This window comes from Microbacterium rhizosphaerae, from assembly GCF_034120055.1.
In the GTDB taxonomy this organism is placed as follows: Bacteria; Actinomycetota; Actinomycetes; order Actinomycetales; family Microbacteriaceae; genus Microbacterium; species Microbacterium rhizosphaerae.
The window spans coordinates 1,619,289-1,640,710 of sequence record NZ_CP139368.1; the positions used below are offsets into that span (position 1 = coordinate 1,619,289).

Annotated in this window: 21 protein-coding genes; 15 read left to right on the forward strand and 6 right to left on the reverse strand. The window is 71.4% G+C overall.

Translation table 11 applies throughout. The features are described 5' to 3' along the window. Position 1: 1 nt before the first annotated feature. The gene (gene dapF, locus SM116_RS07035; RefSeq protein WP_320943744.1) at positions 2–853 is read left to right on the forward strand and encodes a diaminopimelate epimerase; all 852 of its coding nucleotides are present in this window, start codon (positions 2–4) and stop codon (positions 851–853) included. Positions 854–906: 53 nt separating this feature from the next. On the opposite strand, the gene SM116_RS07040 is transcribed toward dapF, so the two are convergent. Then, a complete protein-coding gene (locus SM116_RS07040) occupies positions 907–1,548 on the reverse strand; it encodes a class I SAM-dependent methyltransferase (protein WP_320943745.1) in 642 nt (213 codons plus the stop codon). 104 nt (positions 1,549–1,652) lie between these two features. Between SM116_RS07040 and hflX the strand changes: the two genes are divergently transcribed. Next, positions 1,653–3,179 carry a GTPase HflX gene (hflX, locus tag SM116_RS07045; protein WP_320944118.1) on the forward strand — a complete coding sequence of 509 codons (1,527 nt, stop codon included), beginning with the start codon at positions 1,653–1,655 and terminating at the stop codon, positions 3,177–3,179. A gap of 18 nt (positions 3,180–3,197) precedes the next feature. Here hflX and SM116_RS07050 read toward each other — a convergent pair whose 3' ends face one another. After that, a complete protein-coding gene (locus tag SM116_RS07050) occupies positions 3,198–5,084 on the reverse strand; it encodes a S9 family peptidase (RefSeq protein WP_320943746.1) in 1,887 nt (628 codons plus the stop codon). A 203-nt stretch (positions 5,085–5,287) separates the two neighbouring features. On the opposite strand from SM116_RS07050, the gene SM116_RS07055 reads away from it, so the two are divergent. Then, entirely contained in the window at positions 5,288–6,250 is a 963-nt protein-coding gene (locus SM116_RS07055) for a methylenetetrahydrofolate reductase (RefSeq protein WP_425563249.1), read from the forward strand. Between the two features lie 136 nt (positions 6,251–6,386). Continuing rightward, positions 6,387–8,711, forward strand: a complete 2,325-nt coding sequence (gene metE, locus SM116_RS07060; RefSeq protein ID WP_320943748.1) for a 5-methyltetrahydropteroyltriglutamate--homocysteine S-methyltransferase — start codon at positions 6,387–6,389, stop codon at positions 8,709–8,711. Between the two features lie 49 nt (positions 8,712–8,760). Here metE and SM116_RS07065 read toward each other — a convergent pair whose 3' ends face one another. Both SM116_RS07065 and lexA read right to left on the reverse strand, forming a co-directional pair. After that, on the reverse strand, positions 8,761–10,338 hold the full coding sequence (locus SM116_RS07065; RefSeq protein WP_320943749.1) for a hypothetical protein: 1,578 nt from the start codon (positions 10,336–10,338) through the stop codon (positions 8,761–8,763). A gap of 152 nt (positions 10,339–10,490) precedes the next feature. After that, on the reverse strand, positions 10,491–11,186 hold the full coding sequence (lexA, locus tag SM116_RS07070) for a transcriptional repressor LexA (RefSeq protein ID WP_320943750.1): 696 nt from the start codon (positions 11,184–11,186) through the stop codon (positions 10,491–10,493). A 269-nt stretch (positions 11,187–11,455) separates the two neighbouring features. Here lexA and SM116_RS07075 point away from each other — a divergent pair, with 269 nt between their 5' ends. From SM116_RS07075 to SM116_RS07105, 7 genes are read left to right on the forward strand one after another with little or no spacing between them, the layout of a single operon-like run. Beyond that, entirely contained in the window at positions 11,456–11,833 is a 378-nt protein-coding gene (locus SM116_RS07075) for a LysM peptidoglycan-binding domain-containing protein (RefSeq protein ID WP_320944119.1), read from the forward strand. 43 nt (positions 11,834–11,876) lie between these two features. Beyond that, positions 11,877–12,968: a histidinol-phosphate transaminase gene (locus SM116_RS07080; protein WP_425563250.1), complete on the forward strand. Its 1,092-nt coding sequence runs from the start codon at positions 11,877–11,879 to the stop codon at positions 12,966–12,968. Beyond that, positions 12,965–13,570 carry an imidazoleglycerol-phosphate dehydratase HisB gene (hisB, locus tag SM116_RS07085; RefSeq protein ID WP_320943752.1) on the forward strand — a complete coding sequence of 202 codons (606 nt, stop codon included), beginning with the start codon at positions 12,965–12,967 and terminating at the stop codon, positions 13,568–13,570. The genes SM116_RS07080 and hisB overlap by 4 nt, the downstream gene beginning before the upstream one ends. Next, positions 13,567–14,202 (forward strand): imidazole glycerol phosphate synthase subunit HisH, encoded by a 636-nt coding sequence (hisH, locus tag SM116_RS07090; protein WP_320943753.1) that lies wholly within the window; start codon positions 13,567–13,569, stop codon positions 14,200–14,202. The genes hisB and hisH overlap by 4 nt, the downstream gene beginning before the upstream one ends. 55 nt (positions 14,203–14,257) lie before the next feature. Continuing rightward, the gene (priA, locus tag SM116_RS07095) at positions 14,258–15,004 is read left to right on the forward strand and encodes a bifunctional 1-(5-phosphoribosyl)-5-((5-phosphoribosylamino)methylideneamino)imidazole-4-carboxamide isomerase/phosphoribosylanthranilate isomerase PriA (RefSeq protein WP_320943754.1); all 747 of its coding nucleotides are present in this window, start codon (positions 14,258–14,260) and stop codon (positions 15,002–15,004) included. Continuing rightward, the gene (locus SM116_RS07100; protein WP_320943755.1) at positions 14,988–15,827 is read left to right on the forward strand and encodes an SseB family protein; all 840 of its coding nucleotides are present in this window, start codon (positions 14,988–14,990) and stop codon (positions 15,825–15,827) included. The genes priA and SM116_RS07100 overlap by 17 nt, the downstream gene beginning before the upstream one ends. Positions 15,828–15,879: 52 nt before the next feature. Continuing rightward, positions 15,880–17,289 carry a pyridoxal phosphate-dependent decarboxylase family protein gene (locus SM116_RS07105; protein ID WP_320943756.1) on the forward strand — a complete coding sequence of 470 codons (1,410 nt, stop codon included), beginning with the start codon at positions 15,880–15,882 and terminating at the stop codon, positions 17,287–17,289. A 9-nt stretch (positions 17,290–17,298) separates the two neighbouring features. Here SM116_RS07105 and SM116_RS07110 read toward each other — a convergent pair whose 3' ends face one another. After that, on the reverse strand, positions 17,299–17,673 hold the full coding sequence (locus SM116_RS07110) for a DUF1844 domain-containing protein (RefSeq protein WP_320944120.1): 375 nt from the start codon (positions 17,671–17,673) through the stop codon (positions 17,299–17,301). 209 nt (positions 17,674–17,882) lie between these two features. Between SM116_RS07110 and infC the strand changes: the two genes are divergently transcribed. The 4 genes from infC to SM116_RS07130 all read left to right on the forward strand — a co-directional run bounded on the left by infC (position 17,883) and on the right by SM116_RS07130 (position 20,204). Next, positions 17,883–18,575, forward strand: a complete 693-nt coding sequence (infC, locus tag SM116_RS07115) for a translation initiation factor IF-3 (protein WP_425563251.1) — start codon at positions 17,883–17,885, stop codon at positions 18,573–18,575. 95 nt (positions 18,576–18,670) lie between these two features. Continuing rightward, positions 18,671–18,865, forward strand: a complete 195-nt coding sequence (gene rpmI / locus SM116_RS07120) for a 50S ribosomal protein L35 (protein WP_320943757.1) — start codon at positions 18,671–18,673, stop codon at positions 18,863–18,865. Between the two features lie 30 nt (positions 18,866–18,895). Continuing rightward, positions 18,896–19,276 carry a 50S ribosomal protein L20 gene (rplT, locus tag SM116_RS07125; RefSeq protein WP_320943758.1) on the forward strand — a complete coding sequence of 127 codons (381 nt, stop codon included), beginning with the start codon at positions 18,896–18,898 and terminating at the stop codon, positions 19,274–19,276. A 127-nt stretch (positions 19,277–19,403) separates the two neighbouring features. Beyond that, positions 19,404–20,204, forward strand: a complete 801-nt coding sequence (locus SM116_RS07130) for a TrmH family RNA methyltransferase (protein ID WP_320943759.1) — start codon at positions 19,404–19,406, stop codon at positions 20,202–20,204. Between the two features lie 67 nt (positions 20,205–20,271). Here SM116_RS07130 and SM116_RS07135 read toward each other — a convergent pair whose 3' ends face one another. Next, complete coding sequence (locus tag SM116_RS07135) at positions 20,272–21,360, reverse strand: ABC transporter substrate-binding protein (protein WP_320943760.1); 1,089 nt, start codon at positions 21,358–21,360, stop codon at positions 20,272–20,274. Positions 21,361–21,422 lie beyond the last annotated feature (62 nt).

Sequence of the window (21,422 nt, forward strand, 5' to 3'; positions counted from 1 at the left end):
CATGTCCACGACCGTCCCCTTCACGAAAGGTCACGGCACGGGCAACGACTTCGTGATCGTGGCGGACCCCGAAGGCGCCCTCGATCTGTCCGCGGATCAGGTCGCCGTGCTCTGCGACCGGCGCTTCGGCATCGGCGGGGACGGCATCCTCCGAGTCGTGCGTTCGCGCGCGATCCCGGACGGTGCGCAGACGGCCGGCGCGGAGTGGTTCATGGACTACCGGAACGCCGACGGCTCCATCGCCGAGATGTGCGGCAACGGCATCCGCGTCTTCGCCAAGTACCTCGAGGAGACCGGCCTCGCGTCGTTCGAAGCGCCCGTCCCGATCGGCACGCGTGCGGGCATCAAGGTCGTCAGCCGGAGCGAGCGCGGCTACGAGGTCGACCTGGGCGAGTTCCGCACCGAGGAGGGCGACATCCTCGTGCGCGCACGCGGACTCGACGTCCCGCGGCCCGGCCTCGGCGTCGATGTCGGCAACCCGCACGTCGTCGTCGCGCTCCCGAGCGACGAGGAGCTCGACGGCCTGGACCTCACCGCGCGCCCGCAACTGCACCCCGAGCCGCCCGCCGGCGCCAACATCGAGTTCGTCGTGCCGGCGGATCCGCTCGTCACCGACGGCGTGGGCCGCATCCGCATGCGCGTGTTCGAGCGCGGTGTGGGCGAGACCCTCAGCTGCGGCACCGGAGTCGCCGCATCCGCTCTCGCCGTCCGCGACTGGGCGGGACGCGCCGCACCCGACCACTGGGTGGTCGGCGTGCCCGGCGGCGAGCTCGGCGTGCGCGTCGCCGACGGGCACGTCCACTTGTCCGGACCCGCCGCTCTCGTCTTCACCGGCGAGGTCGCCCTCGCCTGAGAGGCCCGCGGCGACGACGTCGTCGTGGTCCGAGACCGAGGCTTCGGCGCGGCTTACGGCAGCGGAATGGCGTCTGTCGGCGGCGTGCCGTGTCGGCGGACCTTGAGGACGCGGTATCCCTTCGCCGTGGCCGAGCGGAAGACGCCGTAGCCGTGGTCGAAGCTGCTCGCGAGCCAGCGCTGCAGCGAATCGGAGCCGAGGTTGCGCTGTACGACGAACCAGCCGTCGCTGCGCTCGTCGAGGCGCGGGATCCAGCGCTCGAGCAGGCCGTGCAGCTCGTGCTTGCCGACGCGGATCGGCGGGTTCGAGCGGATCGTGCGGAACGTGATGTCGTCGGGAACATCGTCCGGCGTCACGGCGTTGATGTTGTGGAGGCCGAGGGACGCCGCGTTCCGACGGACGAGATCGAGCGCACGTTCGTTCACGTCGACGGCCCACACGGTGGAGTGCGGCGCGTCGAGCGCGAGCGAGATCGCAACGGGGCCCCACCCGCAGCCGAGGTCCAGCAGCTGCCCCCCGGCCGGTGGCGGGGGAGTGTTGGAGAGGAGCACCTGGGTGCCGGTGTCGAGCCGATCGGGGCTGAAGACACCGCCTGCCGTGGTCACCTCGAGTGCGCGACCGCCCAGGGTCACGTGCAGCGTGCGGAGATTCTCGGGGCTTGCGGGTGACGACGTGAAGTAGTGGTCGCTACCCATAGGTGCGAGCGTAGCGGAGGAGGAGGCTCGCGCGGGAGGCTAGAGTTCAAGGATGCCCGAGAGGGCCTCGAGAGGAGAACATGACGGAGACGTCGAACGACAGCATGCAAAAGGACCGCATCCCCGTGGATGCCGTCCCGACGGATGCGGTCGAGCGCGTGCTGGGGCACGCCGAATCGCGGGCGACCGCGCGGACGTTCGGAGCAGCGCAGGCGCTGCAGGATGCCGGCACGGTGGGCACCGCCGACACCGACGGCGAGCAGTGGGATCGTGAGGAGCGCGCGGCGCTGCGGCGCGTCCCCGGTCTGTCGACCGAGCTGGAGGACGTCACCGAGGTCGAGTACCGCCAGTTGCGTCTCGAGAACGTCGTGCTCGTGGGCGTGCACCCGCAGGGTGCGACCGAGGATGCCGAGAACTCTCTGCGCGAGCTCGCAGCTCTCGCCGAGACTGCCGGCGCGGTCGTGCTGGATGCCGTGCTGCAGCGGCGCCCGCATCCCGACCCGGCCACCTATGTGGGACGCGGCAAGGCGGACGAGCTGCGCGGGATCGTCGCGGCTGTCGGGGCCGACACGGTGATCGCCGACACCGAGCTCGCGCCGAGCCAGCGCCGTGCCCTCGAGGACGTCGTCAAGGTCAAGGTCATCGACCGGACGACGGTCATCCTCGACATCTTCAGCCAGCACGCGAAGAGCCGTGAAGGCAAGGCTCAGGTCGAGCTCGCCCAGCTCGAGTACCTCCTTCCCCGCCTGCGCGGCTGGGGTGAGTCGATGAGCCGGCAGGCCGGCGGTCAGGTCGGTGCGGGCGGTGCGGGCATGGGTTCGCGCGGACCCGGTGAGACGAAGATCGAGCTCGACCGTCGACGCATCCGTACCCGCATGGCGCAGCTGCGCAGGCAGATCCGCGACTTCGCGCCCGCGCGCGAGGCCAAGCGCGCCGAGCGCAAGCGGAACACGATCCCCTCGGTCGCGATCGCCGGGTACACCAACGCCGGCAAGTCGTCGCTGCTGAACCGGCTGACGAGCGCGGGCGTGCTGGTCGAGAACGCCCTGTTCGCGACGCTGGATGCGACGGTCCGCCGCGCCGAGGCAGCCGACGGCCGCGTGTACACGCTGACCGACACCGTGGGCTTCGTGCGCAACCTCCCGCACCAGCTCGTGGAGGCCTTCCGGTCGACCCTCGAAGAGGTGGCGGACGCCGACATCGTCGTGCATGTGGTCGACGGGTCGCATCCCGATCCGGCTGCCCAGCTGGCGACCGTGCGCGACGTGATCGGCGAGGTCGGTGCCCGTGACATCCCCGAGATCGTGGTCTTCAACAAGGCCGATCTGGTGGACCCCGACACCCGGCTCGTGCTGCGCGGCCTGGCGCCGAACGCGCTGTTCGTGTCATCGCGCACCGGCGAGGGCATCGACGAGCTGCGGGCGAGCATCGAGGCGACGCTGCCGCTGCCGGCGGTCGAGATCCACGCGCTCGTGCCGTACGACCGCGGCGACCTGGTGTCGGCCGCGCACGAGTCGGGCCACATCGTCTCGCAGGAGCACGAGGAGGGCGGCACCGCGCTGCATGCCTACGTGTCCGAGCGTCTGGCCGCCGACTTCGCCCCGTTCGCCGTCAATCGGCGCATCGACTGACGCGTCGGCTCACGGGCCTCAGCCGAGGTCGAGGGACGGCAGTCCGTCGGGCGTGAAGCCGAAGACGATGCCGAGGAAGGCGACCTCGGCCTCCAGGGTGCGGACGATCGTCTCGGCACGGCGGAAACCGTGGCTCTCACCCTCGAACGCGAGGTAGGCGTGCGCAACGCCGCGGGCCGCCAGCGCGTCCCGCACGGCCTCGGACTGCGACGGCGGGACGACCGGGTCGTCGAGCCCCTGCTCGATGAGCAGCGGCACGGCGATCCGGTCGAGGTGGGTCAGGGGAGATCGCTCCGTGTAGAGCGCCGACGCCTCGGGCAGCGGCCCCACCAGGCCGTCGAGATACCGCGATTCGAAGTCGTGCGTGTCGTCGGCGAGCGCACGCAGGTCGCCGACCCCGTACCGGCTGATGCCTGCGGCGAAGCCGCCGCCGCGGACGAGGGCGCTGAGCACCGTCCATCCGCCGGCCGATCCGCCGGCGATCGCGATGCGTGCCGGGTCGGCGATGCCGGCCTCCCCGAGGCCCCGCGCGGCGGCGATGACGTCGTCCACGTCGACGATGCCCCACTGTCCGAGCAGACGCTCGCGGTACTCGCGTCCGTAGCCTGTGGATCCGCCGTAGTTGACGTCGAGGACGCCGATGCCGCGGCTCGTGAGGTACGCGATCTTGGCGGATGCCGCGCCCCCGACGTGGGACGTCGGGCCACCGTGGACGAAGACGACGTAGGGCGGGAGCTCGTCGTCCCCCGCCGCGGCAGCGGGATTCGTCGGCGGGTACGCGAACGCGTGCACGTCGCCGTGGGCGCCGGCGAACGTGACGGCGCGGGAGCGCGGCATCCATTCGTCGCCCCATCGGGAGACGCCGCCCGCGACGGTCTCGACGCGCCGGGCGTCGACGTCGACGAGCCAGAGGCCCGGCCCTTCTGACCCGACTCCGGAGACGAGCACCTGCGCGCCCCGGACGTCTTCCACGACGAGCTCGGCGTGCGCGGGGACGGCGACGGGGCGCACACCGTCTGCGGTGACCAGGACGAGCTCGTCGGAGCCGTTCGTCCGCACGGCGACGATCCGCCCGTCGGCCAGCGGCGCGTACCAGCGCTCGCCGAGCACCCACAGGGCGCCGCCGGTGTCCGCGTCGGCGGGTGCGACGGGCTCGATGACCCCATCGCGCCGGCGGTAGAGGTTCCAGCGCCCTTCCGGGTCATCGGCGAACAGCAGCTCGCCGCGGTCCCACTCGGGCTGCAGCGGTGCTCGGCTCGGTCCGGACGACACGACCGTCCACTCCGACGCCCCGGGCGTGGCGAGCCGCAGCTCGGTGCGGTCCCAGGGCATATCGGGATGGTTCCACGCGATCCACGCCAGTTGCGTGCCGTCGGGGGAGAGCGCAGGCTGCGCGAGGAAGTCGCTTCCGCCGGCAAGGGATGCGAGGGCGCCCGGATCCTCGGCGGCCGAGCCGTCGAGCGGGATCGACACGATGTCGTGGCGCGGCACGCGCACGCCGTCCACGTGGGTCTCGCGCACCGCGAGCAGTCGCGACGACTGGAAGACGAGCCCGCCGAAGCGCATGCCCCGGCCGGCCGGAGTCAGCGGCTGAGGCTCGCCTCCGGTTGCCAGCATCCACACGCGCTGATCGGACTTCTGCACGAAGACCAACGCGCCCTCGGCGACCGTCCACGCCCCGCCGCCGTACTCGTGCACTCGGGAGCGCGCGTCCCAGGGCGGGGGGAGCAGAGATCCGTCCGCGCGGCTCATGATCGTCGTCCGTCCGCCCTCGGACGGAACCGTCTGCCCCCACCAGACGTCGGAGCCCGCGAACCGCGCGCCGTCGATGCGCGGAGAAGACTCGGCGACCTCCGCGGCGGAGAGGGGAGAGGGCCACGAGCCGTAGGGGAGCGTCAGCGACATGCGCTCCACGGTACGCGGTGAAACAGTCCGTCACACCGATCTGCCGCCCGGCCCCGTCCGCTACCGTGGAGTCACATCCGGCCCCGCGCCGGATGGGAGCGACAGCCGAGCCCGGCACCCGCCCGCGACAACACGCACTCCTGTGCCCAGCTCAGAAGCGCGCCGTCCGCGGCCGCCCGGCCTCCGCCTTCCGAAGAGGATCCATGTCCCTCGTGTCGCCCACGCCACACAACGCCACCCACGGCGGTGATCCCGCCGGCGCGCCCGTCTCGTTCGAGATCTACCCGCCGCGCCCGGGCGTGCCGCACGACCGGCTCCATGCGACGATCGCCGCGCTCGCGGCGGTCGACCCGCGCTTCATCTCGGTCACGTTCGGCGCCGGCGGCTCGACCGGCGGCCGCTCACTGGAGGTCCTGCGGCACATCCTCGAGTCCACGGACGTCGAGCCTCTCGCACACATCACGTGCGTGGGGAACTCGTACGGCGGCGCGAGCGCGCTCATCCGGGAGTTCCTGGATGCCGGCATCCTGAACTTCCTCGCCCTCCGCGGCGACCCGCCGGTCGGCACCACGCCGGACGACGTCTATACCGGCGACCTCGAGAGCGCGGCGCAGCTGGTCCAGCTGATCGACCGCGTGCAGGCCGAGCACTCGCCGTACGCGGAGGAGGGCGTCCTTCCCGGCGCTGTCCGCGTCGCCCGGCGACACGAGGTGCAGATCGCCGTCGCAGCCTTCCCCAACGGGCATCCGCGCTCCCGCCGGGCGCGGGACGACATCGACACGCTCCTCGCCAAGCAGGCCGCGGGTGCGACCTTCGCCATCACTCAGCTGTTCTTCCACGCCGACCAGTACCTCGGCTTCGTCGAGCGCTGCCGCGCGGCGGGCGTGACGATCCCGATCCTTCCGGGGCTCATGCCGATCACCTCCCCCCAGCGTCTCCGGCGCGTGCTCGAGCTGACCGAGGAGTCGCTGCCGAGCGACCTCGCCATCGCGCTCGACGTCGAGCCGACGGCCGAGGGACAGCGTGAGATCGGCATCGCCCACTCCGCTCGGCTGGCGCGCGATGTGCTGGCCGGCGGTGCGCCCGGCGTCCACCTCTTCGCGTTCAACAACCACGACACCGTCCTGGCCGTCCTGGGGGAGGCCGGCATCCTGGCCACCGCCTGACGAACAGGCGGTCGAGCGATCCGTCGGCCCTCCGACGGGTCTGTTCGGCGACCCCGGAAGGCGACTCGGGACACCGCACATCCGACCCGACCTCCCGCCCCGACACCGATCCACCGCAGTGAAAGAGAGACAGATCATGACCGACTTCCCCGCCGGGACGATCCTCGGCTACCCGCGCATCGGCCGCCGCCGCGAGCTCAAGCGCGCCATCGAGCAGCACTGGGCCGGAGCCATCGACGAAGCCGCGCTCGAAGCTGTCGGCGCCGACCTGCGCCGCGCGACGCGCACCCGCCTCGCCGAGCTCGGACTCGGCCGCGGGGACTCCGCCATCCCCGAATCGTTCTCCTTCTACGACCAGGTGCTGGATGCGGCGGCCGCTGTGGGTGCGCTGCCCGAGCGGTTCGATGACCTGCGCGGAGCCGATGGCGCGATCGGTCTCGTCGCGTACTTCGCGGCGGCGCGCGGCGACGGACGGCACGCCCCGCTCGAGATGACCAAGTGGTTCGACACGAACTACCACTACCTGGTTCCCGAGATCGGTCCCGAGACGGTCTTCGCGGCATCGAGCGACCGGTTCGCGCGGCAGGTCGCGGAGGCGCGCGCCGAGGGCTTCACGACCCGTCCGGTCGTGGTCGGTCCCGTGACGCTTCTCGCGCTGGCGAAGGCGTCCGACGCCGCTCCGGACGGCTTCGCCCCCCTCGATCGGCTCGGTGACCTTCTGCCGGTGTATGCGCGGCTGCTCGCCGACCTCCGTGCGGCGGGCGCCGACTGGGTGCAGCTCGACGAGCCGGCGCTGGTGAGCGAGAGCCTCGCTGCGACTCCAGAGGCGCTGGCTGCGGCAGCCGCCCGGGCGTACGACGTGCTCGGCGCGACAGCGGACCGCCCCCGCATCCTCGTCGCAGCGCCCTACGCGCAGCTGACGGATGCCGCGTGGCCGGTGCTCGCGGAGGCACCCGTCGAGGCGCTCGCCGTCGATCTCGTGCGGGGCGCAGCGCCGGCCGCGCACCCGGGCCTTGCCGGCAAGACCCTCGTCGGCGGAGTCGTCGACGGCCGGAACGTCTGGCGCGGCGATCTCGCCGGCGCCTTCGAAGCACTCGAGCAGCTGCGCCGGCACGGCGCCGCCGCCGTGTCGGCGGGGACGTCGACCTCGCTGCAGCACGTGCCGCACGACGTCGCCGACGAGACCGCACTCGACGCGCGCCTCGCATCGTGGCTCGCGTTCGCCGACCAGAAGGTGGGGCAGGTCGTCACGCTCGCCGGCGGACTGGCCGAGGGCCGGGAGGCGATCGCCGACGAGCTGGACGCCGCATCCCTCGCCCTCGCCGATCGTCGCGAGGCACCCGGCGTGCGCGACGGCTCCGTGCGCGAGCGTGCAGCGGCTCTCACGCGCGACGACTTCCGGCGTGCCGAGTACGAGGTGCGCGTGGCGGCCCAGGATGCGGCGCTCGACCTGCCCGTCCTTCCGACCACGACCATCGGATCGTTTCCCCAGACCGGTGACATCCGGCGCGCCCGCGGTCGTCTCGTGCGCGGCGAGTCCACGGTCGAGGAGTACGAGGGCTTCCTGCGCCGGGAGATCGCGCGCGTCGTCGCCCTGCAGGAGGACCTCGGCCTCGACGTGCTCGTGCACGGCGAACCCGAGCGCAACGACATGGTGCAGTATTTCGCCGAGAACCTCGACGGCTTCGCGGTGACGCAGCACGGCTGGGTGCAGTCCTACGGCTCGCGGGCGACGCGCCCGTCGATCCTGTGGGGAGACGTGTCGCGCCCGGCGCCCATCACGGTGGAGTGGGCGACCTACGCCCAGTCGCTCACCGCCCAGCGGATGAAGGGGATGCTGACCGGTCCCGTGACGATCCTCGCGTGGTCTTTCGTGCGCGACGACCAGCCGCTCGCGGACACCGCACGCCAGGTGGCCCTGGCTCTGCGCGACGAGATCGCCGATCTGGAGCGCGCGGGGATCGCCATCGTCCAGGTGGACGAGCCGGCGCTGCGCGAGCTGCTGCCGCTGAAGGCCGACGCACAGGCCGACTACCTCGACTGGTCGGTGGGTGCGTTCCGGCTGGCGACGGCCGGCGCCGCCGACGCCACACAGGTGCACACCCACCTGTGCTACTCGGAGTTCGCCGTGGTCATCGACGCGATCGCGGCCCTCGACGCCGACGTGACGTCGATCGAGGCCGCGCGCAGCCGCGGCGAGGTGATCGCCGACATCGCCGAGTCCGGGTTCTCGCACGGCGTGGGTCCCGGGGTGTGGGACATCCACTCGCCGCGGGTGCCGAGCGTCGAGGAGATCTCGGGCCTGCTCGAGCGTGCCGTGGAGGGCATTCCGGCGCGCCAGGTCTGGGTCAACCCCGACTGCGGGCTGAAGACGCGCGGCTACGACGAGACCGTGGCGGCGCTGCGGAACCTCGTCGAGGCGACGGATGGCGTCCGGCAGCGTCTGCGCGTCACGGCGTGAGACAGGCAGGGGGGCTGGCGCGATGCGCCGGCCTCCCTGCCCGGTGCCGCTAGGTCTTCGCCGCCGGGGTGTCCTTGGTCGCCGCCGGGGTGTCCGGAGCATCCGGGATGACGGCGGTGTCGGTCGCGTCCGCGTCCGGGATGACGGCGGTGTCGGCGGAGGTCGCGTCCGGGATGACCGCCTCATCCACCGATCCCGCACCGGCCATCGCGGGCACCGGCACCGTCGACTGCTCGGCGAGGCTCTCGTCCTCGGCGACGTGGGCGGCTGCCTCGCGCTCCACGTCGTCGGGGCGCTTCTGCAGCAGCTCGAGCACCCAGGTGACGAGCAATGCCACGATCAGCACCAGCACGACGTCGCCCGCAGAAAGGGGCCGCAGGGCGATCAGCCAGATGACCGCGAGCACGACGATGATCGTGCGGACCAGGATCCGCTGCCGGCCCATCCACAGTCCGAACCGCCCGGTGTCCATGCCCCGGGCGGCCAGCGACGTGCGGGCGCTCGCATTGAGACCGCCGAACAGCCCGCGGATGCGGCGCGCCGGTGCCCAACGCCCGGTCACCCAGCCGAGGACCGCGATCAGCCCGCCGAGCAGGGCGATCACGAGGGCCGTGCGCTGCATGTCGTCGATGAGCGTGGTGTAGATGACGTCGAGCGCGGACGGGGAGACCTTCAGCGCCGTCGCAGCCCCGTTGACCGCGATGTCGCCGGCGGAGAAGACGCCGGCGAGGATGGCGCCGCTCAGCAGGAAGGCGAGGCCGACGCCGAGCACCGCCGTCGAGCGGCGCCGCGCGATCAGGATGCCGGCGGCGAAGAGCGCCAGCGTGACGAACGGGAGCCAGAGCCCGGCGAAGTCGGCGATCGCATACACGGTGCGGATCGTGCCGACCGCCGAGCCGTCGCCGATGATGATCGTCTTGTCGATGGCGGGGATGAGGGATGCCGCGCCCACCCCGCTCGCGACGAGCTTCTGCTTGACCTGGTCGACGATGGGTCCGAGCCTCAGGCCGAGGCCCTGGTCGGAGAGGACGAACGCGCCGTTGCCGTCGGACGTCGCCGTCGTGACGAGCGCCCGGTGCGCGCCGCGGACGGCGGTCGCCCACACATCGGCGAACTGATCCGACTGCACGACCTTCGTGATGCCGGTCTGGACGAGGTTGTGCAGACCGTCGGCCGCGGGCTTCTGGAGGAGCTTGAGGGCGTCGGTCGCGCGCGGACCGAGGCCGAGACCCGAGATGCCGTCGATGACGTTGCCGGTGAGTTCGTTGAAATCGACCTTGGCGTCGATGGCGTCCATGGCCTCGCTGATGACGAGGTTCTGCACGTGGACGTCTTTCGCGAGCGGCGCCAGCGTGGCGACGAACGTCTGCTCGTCCACGAGCTGTGTGCGCGCCCACACGCTCACGATCGAGACGGGCACGAGGATCGCCGCGATGACGATGCACAGCGCCGAGACGAAGGCCCGCCAGCGGCCCCCGCCGGGCTTCGCCTTCGTGTCGTCGCTCGCGCCGTCACTCCCGCCGGCCGCAGCCAGTCGCGCGTTCTCTGCTTCCAGCTGTGCGATGCGCCGCTCGAGCTCCGCCGTGCTCGGCGTCGCGACGGGCGGTTCTGTGGTCGTGTCGGTCACCGGGTGCCCCTCTCCTCGGCGCTGATCGCGCCGGTCCCCACCTGTCCCCGACGCTCGACGGGGGCGCTTGCGACCATTGTGGCGGACGAGGGGCCGCCGCGGCATCCATCGATCAGGATGAGATCGGGACGCGACCGCCGGTTCCTGACGGTTCAGACGGCCCGCAGCACCGCCACGACCTTGCCCAGCACCGTCGCGTCGTCGCCGAGGATCGGCTCGAACGCGGAGTTGCGCGGCAGCAGCCACGTGTGGCCGTCGCGCTGGCGGAACGTCTTGACGGTCGCCTCGCCCTCGAGCATCGCTGCGACGATGTCGCCGTTCTCGGCCGTCGCCTGCGAGCGGATGACGACCCAGTCGCCGTCGCAGATCGCGGCGTCGATCATCGACTCGCCCGCCACCTTCAGCATGAACAGGTCGCCCTTGCCGACGAGCTGGCGGGGGAGGGGGAAGATCTCCTCGACCTGCTGCTCGGCGGTGATCGGCACGCCAGCCGCGATGCGGCCGACGAGCGGGACGAGCGCGGCATCGCCGACCGCGGGCGCCGTATCGGCCGGGTTCTCGCTCGCGACGCCCGGGATGTCGATCAGCACCTCCATGGCGCGGGTCTTGCCCGCATCGCGGCGGAGATAGCCGCTGAGCTCGAGCTGGTTGAGCTGGTGGGTCACGCTCGACAGCGACTTCAGGCCCACCGCATCCCCGATCTCGCGCATGCTCGGCGGGTAGCCGTAGCGCGCGATCGAGCGCTGGATGACCTCGAGGATCGCCATCTGCTTGTCACTGAGGCTCTTGCGACGACGCGTCTGCGGCCGCTCGGCGCGTTCGCGCTGAGTGCTCGGAGTGTCGGTCATGAGGCTCTCCTGTCTTCTGCCGCCTGGCAGTCGTCTTCGAATGTCGGAGGTCGGTGATGTGCTCTTCCTGTCGAAACCGTATCCGGTGACCGCGGCAACACCGCCGAAGCCGGCGCGTGTCGCTCCGGATCCGCATCCGATTCGACGTCGTGCTTGACAGTTTAGATCATCGAAAGTAACTTCGGAAGAGAAGTTCGCACCCGGCGCTCCCGGCCGAGCGCCCGGTGCGAACCTCTCGCCACCAGGAGGACGACATGACCACCATCGGGATGACTGCAACCGGCGTCCGGGGCGCGGTGCCGCGCGCGGAAGGGTCCGTGCACCGGACGCGTCTGCGGCTCACGCTCCGGGGTCGTCGCGTCGTCGCCGGACTGGCGGCCCTTCCGGCGGTGGCCGGCATCGTCGTCGCACTGGTCGCCGGCGGGGGAGCGGCGTTCGCCGCGAAGGATGCGAGCGCCCCGGTCCACTTCCGCACGGTCACCGTCGAGCCGGGCCAGTCGCTGTGGTCCGTCGCCGAAGAGGTGGCGCCGCAGGCGGACCCGCGCGACGTCGTCGACAGCATCATCCGCCTCAACGCACTCGACAGCGTGACGGTCGACCCGGGGCAGGAGCTGGCGATTCCGGCGCAGTACTCTTCCGGGCGCTGACGGACCGACCCACGACGAAACACCCCGTGTCTCGGCCCGTACGATGGGATGGGTGAGCCCACTCGAAGACTTGCCCATCCGGGACGATCTGCGCGGCCTGAAGCCGTACGGCGCGCCGCAGGTTCCGCTCCCGGTCGCCCTCAACGTCAACGAGAACACGCATCCCGTGCCGCAGGATGTGGCAGACGACATCCTCGACTCGGTCGCCATCGCCCTGCGCGACGTGAACCGGTACCCGGACCGCGAGTTCACCGCACTGCGTGAGGGGTTCGCCGACTATCTCGGCCACGGCCTCGAGCGCGACCAGATCTGGGCAGCGAACGGCTCCAACGAGGTTCTGCAGCACGTCCTGCAGGCCTTCGCCGGCCCGGGCCGCACCGCGTTCGGCTTCGGCCCCACCTACTCGATGTATCCGCTCCTGACTCGCGGCACGGGAGCATCGTGGCTCGCGGGAGAGCGCGAGCACGACTACACGCTGACTCCCGGCTTCGCCGCAGCGCAGGTCGCCGATGCGCGGCCGGATGTCGTGTTCCTGTGCTCGCCGAACAACCCGACGGGCACTCCGCTCTCTCTGGAGGTCGTCGAGGCGGTCTACGACGCGTCCGACGGCATCGTCATCGTGGATGAGGCGTACTGGGAGTTCGCGCCCAAGGACGAGCGCTCCGCGCTGACGCTGCTGCCCGACCGTGACCGGCTCGTCGTGTCGCGCACGATGAGCAAGGCGTTCGCGTTCGCGGGCGCGCGTGTCGGCTACCTCGCCGCTGCGCCCGATGTCATCGACGCCCTGCGACTCGTGCGCCTGCCGTACCACCTCAGCGCTCTCACACAGGCCGCGGCCAGCGCGGCCCTCCGGCATGCGCCGGAGATGATGCGCGCCGTCGATGAGATCGTCGAGCAGCGTGACCGCATCTCGGCGACGGTGGAGGCGCTCGGCTACACCGCGTACGAGTCGTGGACGAACTTCGTCCTGTTCGGCGACGTCGACGATCCGCACGCCACATGGCAGCAGCTGTACGACCGCGGCGTGCTGATCCGCGACATCGGGATCCCGCACAGCCTGCGCGTCACGGCGGGAACGGAGGAGGAGACGACCGCGTTCCTCGATGCCCTCGCCTCGCTAGAATCGGCGTCATGACGTCCGCCCGCACCGCCTCCGTCCGCCGTGCGACGAGCGAGTCCACGGTCGAGCTCGAGCTCAATCTCGACGGCACCGGTGTCAGCCGCATCGACACCACGGTGCCCTTCTTCGACCACATGCTGACGGCGTTCGCGAAGCACTCCCTGACCGACCTCACGGTGCGCGCCTCGGGCGATACCGACATCGACGCTCACCACACCGTCGAGGACGTCTCCATCGTCCTCGGGCAGGCGATCCGCGAGGCGCTCGGCGACAAGTCGGGCATCTCGCGCTACGGCGACGCGATCGTCCCCCTGGACGAGGCGCTCGCGCAGGCCGTCGTCGACATCAGCGGACGTCCGTTCCTCGTCCACGAGGGTGAGCCCGCCGGGTTCGAGTACCACCTCATCGGCGGCCACTTCACCGGTTCGCTCGTGCGCCACTCGTTCGAGGCCATCGCGTTCCACGGCGGCATGACCGTGCACGTGCGCGTGCTCGGCGGCCGCGACCCGCACCACATCGCCGAGGCCGAGTACAAGGCCCTCGCGCGCGCCTTCCGGCAGGCCAAAGCCCTCGACCCGCAGGTCGTCGGCATCCCGAGCACCAAGGGCGCCCTGTGAGCTCCCGCCCGCTCGTCGCCGTCCTCGACTACGGCAGCGGCAACGTGCACTCCGCCGTGAAAGCGCTCGACGCCGCGGGTGCCGACGCGCGCCTCACCGCGGATCGCGCCCTCATCCGGGATGCCGACGGGCTCGTCGTCCCCGGCGTCGGAGCCTTCCGTGCCGTGATGGACGCGCTGCGCGCGATCCGCGCCGACGAGATCATCGACCGCCGCCTCGCCGGAGGCCGTGCCGTCCTGGGCATCTGCGTCGGGATGCAGGTCATGTTCGATCGCGGCGTGGAGCGCGGGGACGACACCGAGGGCCTCGGCGAGTGGCCGGGCGTCGTGACCGAACTGGACGCGCCGGTGCTCCCGCACATGGGCTGGGACACGGTGCGCGCGGGCGACGACTCGAGGCTGTTCGCGGGCATCGAGGACGAGCGCTTCTACTTCGTGCACTCGTTCGCAGCGCAGCAGTGGCACCTCAACGACACCGCGCCGCTGCGTGAGCCGATCCTGACGTGGTGCGACTACGGCTCGCCGTTCCTCGCCGCCGTCGAGAACGGGCCGCTGTCGGCCACGCAGTTCCACCCCGAGAAGTCGGGGGATGCCGGCATCCGTCTGCTGACCAACTGGATCGCGACGCTCTGACGTCGCGCGGCGACGAGTCGCCGCATCCATCGCCTGAAGAAACACGAGAGACTCCATGACCCTGTTCTCCGACACCCCGCGTCTCGTCCTGCTGCCCGCCGTCGACGTCGCCGACGGCAAGGCCGTGCGCCTGACACAGGGCGAGGCCGGCAGCGAGACGAGCTACGGAGACCCCGTGGATGCCGCGCGGGCCTGGGCGGATCAGGGCGCGGAGTGGATCCACCTCGTCGACCTCGACGCCGCATTCGGCCGCGGAAGCAACGCGTCGATCCTCCGCCGCGTGATCCACCAGGTGCGCGGAGTGCGGATCGAGCTGTCCGGTGGCATCCGCGACGACGATTCGCTCGAGGCGGCCCTCGAGGCCGGCGCGACGCGCGTGAACCTCGGCACCGCGGCGCTGGAGAACCCGGAGTGGGCGGCCGACGTCATCAACCGCTACGGCGAGGCGATCGCAGTCGGTCTCGATGTGCGCGGCACGACCCTCGCCGCGCGCGGCTGGACCCGCGAGGGCGGGGACCTCTGGGAGGTGCTCGCGCGCCTCGAGGAGGCCGGATGCGCCCGCTACGTCGTGACCGACGTGACCAAGGACGGCACGCTCCGCGGCCCGAACCTCGAGCTCCTGCGCGAGCTGGCGAACCGCACCGACAAGCCGGTCGTCGCCTCCGGCGGCATCTCGAGCCTCGACGACATCGCTGCGCTGCGCGAGCTCGTGCCGCTCGGGGTCGAGGGCGCGATCGTCGGCAAGGCGCTGTACGCGGGTGCATTCACGCTGCCCGAGGCGCTGGATGTCGCAGGACGCTGACGCCCGGCATCCGGGCCCCGCGCACGACCATCGGGCGCACTCCACCGACTCCGCGGGACAGCCGTGGCAGGGCCGCTCGTTCGAGCCGAACCCGCACGCGGCAGACGACGGCTCCGCCGACCCGGCGCTGCTCGCGGCGCTGACGGCGTTCCGCGCCGGTGAGGGTGACGAGGTCGCGATCGTCGACGCGTACCGCGCGGCGCGCCTGCTGATCCCCCTGGTGGCCGAGAAGGGCGCGATTCCACAGGCTCAGGGACCGGATCACGAATCGCTCGAGGTGGGTGCGCACGGCCTGCCCGTCGACAAGACGCAGGAGCTGTCGATCGTCACGGTGGCGGCCCCCGACGGCCGCCGCATCCTCCCCGTCTTCACGTCGGTCGAGACCCTCGGACGATGGGATGCCGCGGCCCGGCCGATCCCCGTCGAGGGCGTGCGCACGGCGCTGGCGGCGGCGGGCGACGAGACCGACCTCATCGTGATCGACCCGGCCTCGGACACCGAGTTCGTGCTACGCCGCCCCGCGGTCTGGGCGATCGGCCAGAGCCTCACATGGGAGCCGTCCTACCGCTCGCCGGAGGTCTACGCGGCACTCCAGCGGAGCATCGCGGGCGAGCTCGCCGTCATCGACCTCGCGGTCGCCCCCGGAGACCCGACCGGCCGCCTGCGCGGACCCGAGCTCGTCGTCGAGCTGCAGCTCATGGCGGGCCTCGATCAGGCCGAGCTCGATGCCGTGCTGGCCCGGCTCGCGCACCGCTGGGCCGCCGACGACCGCATCGCCGTGCTCGTCGACTCGCTGACCGTCAAGCTCCGCAGAGGCGCCTAGCCGCTGCCGGCGCCGCCCGTGTCGCCGCAGGGCCGCACGGAGTAGCGTGCGGATGGATGCTGCGGAGGTGGGGCACATGGCCGATCCGTCGTGGGGCGAGATCGATCGCGCCGTGCTGGCGCTCGTGCACGAGCGTGCGGTGGAGTGGCGGCGCGGCCTCGCTGACCGTCCCATCGCACCACGCGTCGACGCGGAGGACGTGAAGGACGCGCTCGGCCGCGAGCTTCCGGAGAACGGGGAGGATGCCGAGGCCGTCGTCGCACGTCTTGCCGACGCCGCCGAGCCGGGGATCATGGCGATGGGCAGCCCGCGGTTCTACGGCTGGGTGATCGGCGGTGCGCAGCCCGCGGCCCTCGGGGCGGACTGGCTGGTGTCGACGTGGGATCAGAACACGGCGATGCGCGCGGTGACGCCGGGCGTCGTGGCGGCGGAGGAGCTCGCGGCGGAGTGGATCCTGGATCTGCTCGGCCTGCCGCCGACCGCCGACGTGGGCTTCGTGACCGGTGCGACGATGGCCAACTTCACGTGCCTCGTCGCGGCCCGCGACGAGGTCCTGCGCAGGGCCGGCTGGGACGCCGCCGTGCACGGGCTCGCGGGGGGACCCCGCATCCGTCTCCTCGTCGGCGCCGAGCGTCACGACACCGTCGATCACGCCGCCCGGATGGCGGGTCTCGGTGCACCGCGGGTGGTGGATGCCGATGATCAGGGGCGGATCGCGCCGGCGGCGCTCGCAGCGGCGCTGACGGACGGGGAGGGCCCGGCGATCGTGGCGCTGCAGGCCGGCAATCTGCACTCCGGCGCCTTCGATCCGCTCGCCGAGTCGATCGCCGTCGCGCACGCAGCCGGAGCCTGGGTGCATGTCGACGGAGCCTTCGGGCTGTGGGCGGCGGCCTCGCCGCGCACCCGACAGCTCACCGAGGGTCTCGTGGGCGCGGACTCGTGGGCGACGGATGCGCACAAGACGCTCAGCGTGCCGTACGACTGCGGTGTCGCGATCGTCGCGGATCCCCGGGCGCTGCGCGCGGCGATGGGGATGTCGGCCGCCTACCTCGCGACGGTGGCGAGCGCCGACCACGCGGACCCGCACGACCGCGTTCCCGAGCTGTCACGCCGGGCGCGCGGGGTGCCGACGTGGGCCGCGCTGCGGTCGATGGGCCGCGCCGGCACGGTCGCCCTGGTGGATCGGCTCGCGCGCAGCGCGACGCTCATCGCCGCCGGACTGGCGGAGATGCCCGGTGTGGAGGTCCTCAACGACGTCGTGTTCACCCAGGTGTGCGCGGCGCTCGACACGGACGAGCGCACGGACGCGTGGGCGGACGCATTGCGGACGGCGGGGGAGGCGTTCGCGTCGTCGTCCCGCTGGCACGGACGCTCTGTGCTGCGCTTCTCGGTCAGCAACTGGGCGACGGACGACGACGAGGTCGCGCGCACGCTGGCCGCCGCATCCCGAGCACTTCCCTGAGCGGGGTGGTCAGGTGACCGGGCCGGTCCACTTCTCGCCCGGGCCCTTCCCGATCGGGTCGGGCACGACCGACGCCTCCCGGAACGCCAGCTGCAGCGAGCGGAGGCCGTCGCGCAGCGAGCGCGCGTGCATGTCGCTGATCTCGGGCGCGCCCGCGGTGATGAGGCCGGCGAGGGCGTTGATGAGCTTGCGCGCCTCGTCGAGGTCGGTCTGGGTCCCGGGGTCGTCGGCGAGGCCGACCTTCACGGCTGCCGCGCTCATGAGGTGGACGGCGGCCGTGGTGATGACCTCCACAGCGGGCACATCCGCGATGTCGCGGGTCGCGGATGCCGCCGCCCGCTCCCGCTCTTCCCACTGCGCCTGACGGCCGTCCTCACCCTGAATCGTGTCCACGTCACACTCTCTGATAGACTTGTGCGGGCTCCGGAGCGTTCTGCTCCGAGACGAAAGAGGATCACATCCCACCCGCGCTTGCCGTTCCAGGCTACCGGGTCGAGCACTCCGCCCCTTCCGGGGGGTAGCCAGGGTGCAGGAGCCGGTGCGCAACGCACCGCGCCCGGGTGGAGTGTTCCTTCTTCCGCCCGCGACGCTCCCTGTGCCGCGGTGGCTCATCCACCCGCACGAAAGAGGAGTTCCGCATCAGCGATCCCCGCACCAATGAGCGCATCCGTGTGCCTGAGGTCCGACTCGTCGGGCCGAACGGCGAGCAGGTCGGCGTCGTCAGCATCCAGGTTGCGCAGCGTCTGGCTCAGGAGGCCGACCTCGATCTCGTCGAGGTCGCGCCCAACTCGAAGCCGCCCGTCGTCAAGATCATGGACTACGGGAAGTTCAAGTACGAGGCCGCGCAGAAGGCCAAGGAAGCCCGCCGCAACCAGGCGAACACGGTCCTCAAGGAGGTCCGCTTCCGGCTGAAGATCGAGGCCCACGACTACACGACCAAGCTCAAGCGCGCCGAGGGCTTCCTCCAGTCCGGCGACAAGGTGAAGGCGATGATCCTGTTCCGCGGTCGCGAGCAGTCGCGTCCCGAGCAGGGTGTGCGTCTGCTGCGCAAGTTCGCGGAGGACGTGGCCGAGTTCGGCACCGTCGAGTCCAATCCGACGATCGATGGTCGCAACATGGTCATGGTCATCGCCCCGCACAAGAACAAGTCCGAGGTGAAGACCGAGCAGAACGCCGCGCGTGCCGCCAACAAGGAGGCCGCACGTCAGGCGCGCGGCGGTACCGCACCCGAGTCCGGCGAGGCCCCCGCGGCCGCCGCCCCCGCTGCCGAGGCGGCGGCGGAGTAGGACTCCCCCCAGATTCCCGCACCCGCGGGTTGAGGCTCCCGCACGGCGGGAAACACCACGAAGCCCCTCCGGGGGCCCACCACCGAAGGAACGACATGCCGAAGCAGAAGACGCACTCCGGTGCCAAGAAGCGCTTCAAGATCACCGGCACCGGCAAGCTCATGAAGCAGCAGGCGAACCTCCGCCACAACTTCGAGGGCAAGCCCACCCGCCGCACCCGCCGTCTGTCGCAGGACCAGGTCCTCGCGCCCGGCGACGCGAAGGTCGCCAAGAAGCTTCTCGGCCGCTGAGCGGCCCGCACAGGTTAGGAACGAAAAGAAATGGCTAGAGTCAAGCGGGCCGTCAACGCCCACAAGAAGCGTCGCGTCATCCTCGAGCGCGCCTCGGGCTACCGCGGACAGCGTTCGCGCCTGTACCGCAAGGCGAAGGAGCAGGTCACCCACTCCCTCGTCTACGCGTACCGGGACCGTCGCAAGCGCAAGGGCGACTTCCGCCGCCTGTGGATCCAGCGCATCAACGCTGCGAGCCGCGCCAACGGCATCACCTACAACCGCTTCATCCAGGGCCTCGGCCTCGCGGGTGTGCAGGTCGACCGTCGCATGCTCGCCGAGCTGGCCGTGAACGAGCCGAAGGCCTTCGCCTCGCTCGTCGAGGTCGCCAAGAAGGCGCTGCCCTCGGACGTCAACGCTCCCAAGGCGTAAGCACTTCCTCGAAGGGGCGTCTCCCGCGGTTCTCGCGGGGGACGCCCCTTCGTCGTTCCCGCCGCACACCTCGATCGCGGGTGCGGACCGACCACGCCGGAGGATGCCGCGACCCTAGACTGAACGCGTGCTGGAGAATCCGCGTTCGCCGCGTGTGCGCGCCGTCGCCAAGCTGACGAAGCGCAGCGCGCGGGACGAGACCGGGATGTTCCTCCTCGAAGGGCCGCAGGCGGTCCGCGAGGCGCTGGCGTCCCGACCCGAGGCGATCGTCGACCTGTTCGCGACGCCGACCGCGATGGAGCGGCATCCCGATCTGCGCACGGGCGCTGCCGCCGCCGGACGCGAGGTCGTGTACGCCACCGAGGCCGTCCTCGATGCGATGGCCGACACCGTCACGCCGCAGGGCGTCGTCGCCGTCGCGCGGCAGTTCCCGGCATCCGTCCGCGACGTGTTCGCCGAGCGGCCGCGCCTGGTCGCGATCTGCGAGGAGGTGCGCGATCCGGGCAATCTCGGCACCATCATCCGGGCGGCGGATGCGGCGGGCGCCGATGCCGTGGTGCTCACCGGACGCACCGTCGACCCGTACAACCCGAAGGTGGTCCGCTCGACCACCGGATCGCTGTTCCACGTGCCGATCACGGTCGGCGGCGACCTCGCGGATGTGGCGAGCCGTGCGCGAGCGGCGGGAATGCGGGTGATCGCGGCCGACGTGAAGGGCGACGACCTGCTCGAGGCGCGCGCCGGGGGCCTGCTGGCCGAGCCCACCGCATGGCTGTTCGGCAACGAGGCGCGCGGACTGGCCGACGAGTCCCTGGCTCTCGCAGACACGGCGCTGCGCCTGCCGATCTTCGGCCGTGCCGAGTCGCTCAACCTCGCCACCGCGGCGAGCGTCTGCCTCTACGAGTCCGCCTTCGCGCAGCGCTCCTGACCCGGCCCGACGCACGAATCGGGCCGCGCACCCGAAGAGATGCGCGGCCCGACCGTCGAGCGCGGGATCAGCCGTTCGCGCCGGCCGCCTTCGTCGTGATCGAGGTGCCTTCGAGCTTGTTGGCGTTCTCGGCGTACGTCTGCGTGAAGGTGTTGGACAGCTTCACGCTCGAGATGTCGAGGCCGAGGGCCTTGTCCATCGCGGCGATCGTCGCGGGACCGCCGGCGGGCATGATGCCGTCGGGGAGGAACTGCCCCTTGTCGGTGGTCAGGCCCGCGATGTAGTCGGCCTTGGAGATGGTCGCGTTCTGCACGTACTCCGCCGGCAGCTTGTCGGCGATCTCCGCGGCCGAGTGGTCGTGGATCCAGTGCATGGTCGCCACCAGGGCGTTGACGACGCGCTGGGTCGCATCCTTGTGCGAGTTCACCCAGTCCGCGTTGCCGAGCAGACCCGCGGCCGGCCAGGCGCCGCCGACGGCCTTCGTCGCACCTGCCGTCGACGCGAAGTCGAAGGCGGTCGTCGCCAGCTTCTGGCTCGTCAGCGCGGTGACGGTCGGCTGCGTGGTCATGACGCAGTCCACCGCTCCCTGCTTGATCGCTGCGATCGCGGTGGCTCCGGCGTGCACGGCCACGGTGGTGTAGTCGTTCTTGGTGAGGCCCGCCTGGTGGGCGACGAACTGGGTCAGGGTGTCGGTGCCCGAGCCGAGGTCCGTGACGCCCATCTTCTTGCCCTTGATGTCGGCCGCGGTCTGCACATGGCTGCCCGGGGTGCACATGAGTCGCTCGCCGGGAGCTCCGGAGAGCTGGACGACGTTGATGACGTCCTTGCCCTTGGACTGGAAGTCCAGCGTGTGCAGGTACCACGCGCCGGCGAAGTCGACCTGGCCGGAGGCCATGGCGTCCTCGGCTCCGACGCCACCGTTCTGTTCGGTGGTGAGCTCGACGTTGACGCCGTACTTCTTGTAGAAGCCGAGCTGATCGGCGAGCTTGTACGGCAGGTAGATCTGCTTGTCGATGCCGCCGACCATGATCCTCACGGTCGGCATCGGCGTCGACGATCCGCCGGCGGCTGCACCGGTCGTGGTGCCGCTGCTGCAGGCGGCGAGGCCGAGCGCCAGTGCTCCGACCACCGCGACGCTCGCGATGCGCTTGTTCATGGGTTTCCTTTCGCTGTGCCGAGGACACTCGGCGTTTCTTGGGGGTGAGACGTTTCTCGGGT

Bases quoted from the DNA above. Each gene is read 5' to 3' on its own strand.
- dapF (WP_320943744.1), top strand. From the start codon at position 2: ATGTCCACGACCGTCCCCTTCACGAAAGGTCACGGCACGGGCAACGAC.
- SM116_RS07040 (WP_320943745.1), bottom strand. From the start codon at position 1,548: ATGGGTAGCGACCACTACTTCACGTCGTCACCCGCAAGCCCCGAGAAT.
- hflX (WP_320944118.1), top strand. From the start codon at position 1,653: ATGCAAAAGGACCGCATCCCCGTGGATGCCGTCCCGACGGATGCGGTC.
- SM116_RS07050 (WP_320943746.1), bottom strand. From the start codon at position 5,084: ATGTCGCTGACGCTCCCCTACGGCTCGTGGCCCTCTCCCCTCTCCGCC.
- SM116_RS07055 (WP_425563249.1), top strand. From the start codon at position 5,288: ATGTCCCTCGTGTCGCCCACGCCACACAACGCCACCCACGGCGGTGAT.
- metE (WP_320943748.1), top strand. From the start codon at position 6,387: ATGACCGACTTCCCCGCCGGGACGATCCTCGGCTACCCGCGCATCGGC.
- lexA (WP_320943750.1), bottom strand. From the start codon at position 11,186: ATGACCGACACTCCGAGCACTCAGCGCGAACGCGCCGAGCGGCCGCAG.
- SM116_RS07075 (WP_320944119.1), top strand. From the start codon at position 11,456: ATGACTGCAACCGGCGTCCGGGGCGCGGTGCCGCGCGCGGAAGGGTCC.
- SM116_RS07080 (WP_425563250.1), top strand. From the start codon at position 11,877: ATGGGATGGGTGAGCCCACTCGAAGACTTGCCCATCCGGGACGATCTG.
- hisB (WP_320943752.1), top strand. From the start codon at position 12,965: ATGACGTCCGCCCGCACCGCCTCCGTCCGCCGTGCGACGAGCGAGTCC.
- priA (WP_320943754.1), top strand. From the start codon at position 14,258: ATGACCCTGTTCTCCGACACCCCGCGTCTCGTCCTGCTGCCCGCCGTC.
- SM116_RS07100 (WP_320943755.1), top strand. From the start codon at position 14,988: ATGTCGCAGGACGCTGACGCCCGGCATCCGGGCCCCGCGCACGACCAT.
- SM116_RS07105 (WP_320943756.1), top strand. From the start codon at position 15,880: ATGGATGCTGCGGAGGTGGGGCACATGGCCGATCCGTCGTGGGGCGAG.
- rpmI (WP_320943757.1), top strand. From the start codon at position 18,671: ATGCCGAAGCAGAAGACGCACTCCGGTGCCAAGAAGCGCTTCAAGATC.
- rplT (WP_320943758.1), top strand. From the start codon at position 18,896: ATGGCTAGAGTCAAGCGGGCCGTCAACGCCCACAAGAAGCGTCGCGTC.
- SM116_RS07135 (WP_320943760.1), bottom strand. From the start codon at position 21,360: ATGAACAAGCGCATCGCGAGCGTCGCGGTGGTCGGAGCACTGGCGCTC.